General features: G+C 37.7%; 4 protein-coding genes and 1 pseudogene. 4 read left to right on the top strand and 1 reads right to left on the bottom strand.

Annotated features, from left to right (window positions below; all coding sequences use genetic code 11):
* Positions 1 to 96 precede the first annotated feature (96 nt).
* From P20311_RS17735 to P20311_RS17725, 3 genes are all read left to right on the top strand, one after another.
* Entirely contained in the window at positions 97 to 1521 is a 1425-nt protein-coding gene (locus P20311_RS17735) for a diguanylate cyclase domain-containing protein (protein ID WP_008115437.1), read from the top strand.
* Between the two features lie 127 nt (positions 1522 to 1648).
* The gene (locus P20311_RS17730; RefSeq protein ID WP_008115435.1) at positions 1649 to 2602 is read left to right on the top strand and encodes a slipin family protein; all 954 of its coding nucleotides are present in this window, start codon (positions 1649 to 1651) and stop codon (positions 2600 to 2602) included.
* A gap of 17 nt (positions 2603 to 2619) precedes the next feature.
* Complete coding sequence (locus P20311_RS17725; RefSeq protein ID WP_008115432.1) at positions 2620 to 3072, top strand: NfeD family protein; 453 nt, start codon at positions 2620 to 2622, stop codon at positions 3070 to 3072.
* A 117-nt stretch (positions 3073 to 3189) separates the two neighbouring features.
* On the opposite strand, the pseudogene P20311_RS17720 reads toward P20311_RS17725, so the two are convergent.
* Positions 3190 to 3447 (bottom strand): annotated as a pseudogene (locus P20311_RS17720) (isochorismatase family protein); the annotation flags it as partial.
* Between the two features lie 98 nt (positions 3448 to 3545).
* On the opposite strand from P20311_RS17720, the gene P20311_RS17715 reads away from it, so the two are divergent.
* Positions 3546 to 3866, top strand: a 321-nt coding sequence (locus P20311_RS17715; RefSeq protein WP_036985313.1) for an ISAs1 family transposase, incomplete at its 3' end; no start/stop codon positions are given.

Below are 3866 nucleotides of genomic sequence, written 5' to 3'. Positions count from 1 at the left end.
GTAAAATGCAAAGAACTGTACTAAATATAAATAGACATATACTATTAATAATTAAAAGATTTGGCAGATCCTGCCGGTATAAGTGCGGAGAAATCAGTGAGTCATGACTCAGACAAAACAATTTGGCAGGTTTTTAATCTTATTAATTTAGCAGTGATTGTTTACGATAATAAAAATCAACACTACACGTTAAATCAGCATGCTAAAACGTTACTTAGCATAGAGGGCGAGCGCGCTGTTAAAAAAGATGTTTTTAGCAATCTTGTGCTGCGCGACTTTAGTAATGATGAAGTTGTGAGTGTTGGACAATTATTTTCTTCTGATATAACAACCGTTTTATTAGGTTCTGAGCCCACTTCACAACTGTTAAATATTAACCATGCTGTGGTTGATGACTCTGTAACTATGATCACTCTAGAGCAAGATCATACATTTACGGAGCAATATAACTTTGATCATATTATCTCTAAAATCTCTACCAAACTTATTGATATACAAAATGACAATATAGATCAGCAAATTAACTTTGCCCTCAAAGCCATCGGCACCGTATTAAAGGCTGACCGCAGTTATTTATTTGAATTTAATACCGACAACGAAACCATCACCAACACTCACGAATGGGTTAATACGGGTATCATTGCTTGCAAAGATAGGCTGCAAAATGTACCAAAAGTTGAACTCCCCTATTTTTTTGAAGTGATGAATGAGAGCCACCTATTTCAAGTCAATGATACTGAGCAATTACCCACAAAAGCCGACGCTGAAAAAGCGGAGTTTAAAGAACAAAGTATTCAATCGGTTTTGTGCATAGGCCTACGTTTTGATGATGAGCTGGTCGGCTTCATTGGTTGTGATTGTGTTAAAACTAAACGTCATTGGAGTAAAATAGATTTAATTAGAATTAAGCTTGTAGGCGAAATCATCAATAATGCACTTAAAAATATTAACTATAAAAAAAAGTTGCAGTTAACCCAACAGCAATTAGTGAGCGCCAATATTAAGCTCAATAAATTAGCGAATACCGATGCACTAACTAATATTGCTAATCGCCGTTTTTTTGATACTACACTAAAAAGTGAAATTAAACGTTGCGCCAGGCACCATCAGCCAATTAGTTTGATTATGTGTGATATCGATTTTTTTAAACGTTACAACGATAATTATGGCCACCAAAAAGGTGATGACGCATTAAAACAAGTGGCGCGTGCTTTAAAAAACGTATGTAAGCGCGAAGGTGACATTGCTGCTCGGTACGGGGGCGAAGAATTTACAATTATTTTGCCCGCTTCTAACAAAGAGCAATGCCATGAGTTTGCTTTGCTGATACAGCAAAAAATTAACGCGTTAAATATTCTCCATGAATTTTCTTCGGCTGCCCCTCATATCACATTGAGCTTTGGCTGCTTTACCAGTTATCCAAAGGCTGACACCAACACGCAAACCATTATAAAGAGCGCTGACATAGCATTATATAACGCAAAAAAAGCCGGCAGAAATCAAATATGCACCTTTGGGTAATCTATCCTGAATAGCCTACCTTCTGTTTTTATAGTACAAATTAAAAACTAATGATAATCTGTAGCTTGTTGAAATTATAAACACCATGCAGTTTTTGGACTGAATGTAATTAACAAGGAAATACCCTATGGATCCCATCGCAGAAATTATAAATATTGTTTTTACTGTTGAAGCGTTTTTACTGATTTTTGTTTTAGTGCTACTAAAAAGTAGTGTTAAATTTGTACCACAAAACCGCGCATGGTTAATTGAGCGTTTTGGTAAATACCAATCAACTAAAGAAGCAGGCTTAAATTTCATTGTACCTTTTATTGATCGCATTGCTGCTGATCGCAGCTTAAAAGAACAAGCTCAAGATGTGCCCTCGCAATCGGCAATTACCAAAGACAATATTTCGCTATCTGTTGACGGTGTATTGTACTTTCGTGTACTTGACCCATACAAAGCCACTTACGGAGTCGACGATTACGTATTTGCAGTAACGCAGCTATCACAAACTACGATGCGTTCTGAACTGGGTAAAATGGAGCTTGATAAAACATTTGAAGAACGTGATGTTCTCAATACTAATATCGTAACCTCTATCAACCAAGCGGCTGAGCCTTGGGGTATTCAGGTTTTACGTTACGAAATAAAAGACATTGTGCCACCACAATCTGTGATGGAAGCGATGGAAGCACAAATGAAAGCCGAACGTGTTAAACGTGCGCAAATTTTAGAATCTGAGGGTGATCGTCAAGCAAACATCAATGTTGCCGAGGGTAAAAAACAGGCTCAAGTTCTAGGTGCTGAAGGTGAAAAAGCTGAACAAATATTGCGCGCCGAGGGTGAAGCTAAAGCTATTATTGCCGTTGCAGAAGCGCAAGCCGATGCACTACGTAAAGTGGGTGAAGCTGCTGATACTGAGCAAGGCCAAAAAGCGATTCAACTCGATTTAGCAACCAAAGCCATTGCCGCTAAAGAAGCTATCGCGAAAGAGTCATCTGTTGTTTTATTGCCCGATAACGCCACTGATGCAAGCTCATTAGTTGCACAAGGTATGTCGATTATTAACTCATTAAATCAAAAGCAAAAACTTTAATCTGTTGAGGATAAATAATGACGCTTATTACTAACAACTTACCTGAAACACTGATGATTTTAGGCGTACTTGCGCTCATTATCGAAGTGGCTGTGTTAGGTATGTCTACCTTTATATTATTATTTTTAGGTATGTCTTTGTTTGCCAGCGGTTTAATGATGAACTTTAACTTGTTAGATGACTCTTTAACTACCGCATTGTGGAGTAACACGCTTATTACAGCTGGGTTTGCGCTATTTTTATGGAAACCACTAAAGCGTATGCAAAACCAGGTTGATAACAAAGGTGTACAAAGCGATTTCGCTGAGCTTGATTTTGTTTTAGCTGACGATGTTGATGAAAGCGGACATACAATGCACCTTTATTCAGGAATTAGTTGGAAGTTAAAAAGTAAGCAACCACTCCCTGCTGGTACACATGTTAAGGTCGTAAAAAAAGAAGTGGGCACTATGTGGGTTGAAGCCATTTAGCTAACTAGCACCACATTAAATTATAAGGGCAGTAATATCACTATTACTGCCCTTTTTAATATCAATTCTGGTTAAGTGCTTTAACAACATTAATATTATAATGTATTACTCAGAAATTTAATCACTTAGCTCTGCAGCAGAAGGAACAACCACTGCATATAAATCATTGATAGTTGCAAGCGCACTTGAATGTAAATTTAACGCTGAGACTTCACTCACTGATGTTTGTAATGCCCGAGTTGCACAAGCATCTGCGACCACAGTTGCATGATTCCCTCTTAAAAAAGCACCTTGGGCGGTAAATGTCACGCACATATGGGTCATAAAACCAATGATAATAACATTATTATTGCCAATTGCATCCACTTTTTCGCCTAAGTCAGTGCCTACAACACGGCAAGATCATTATAAATTGAACTTATAGAGCAAGTAGCGATCAGATCAAGGCATAATAATTACTTGGTCGCATAAATATGAGCACTACTTTTCTGAAACATTTTAATTCAATTACAGATCCTCGCATTGAACGTTGTAAAAAGCATGAACTTATCGATATTCTTCTCCTTGCTATTAGCGCTGTACTCTCTGGTGCAGAAGGATGGGAAGATATTGAAGACTTTGGGCACCTAAAGCTTGATTGGTTAAAAAAATACGGTACGTTCAACGCAGGAATTCCAAAACATGACACGATTGCGCGCGTCATGTGTCGGTTAAAAGCAAATGAAATAGAAAGGGCATTTCAATCTTGGATATCATCACTGATTGAAATCACAGGTGCAGATATCATCGCTATT

Origin of the sequence: Pseudoalteromonas sp. BSi20311, from assembly GCF_000239875.1 — a bacterium.
In the GTDB taxonomy this organism is placed as follows: domain Bacteria; phylum Pseudomonadota; class Gammaproteobacteria; order Enterobacterales; family Alteromonadaceae; genus Pseudoalteromonas.
The sequence above is the reverse complement of the archived record's forward strand: the minus strand, read 5'-3'. Positions and strand labels throughout refer to the sequence as shown.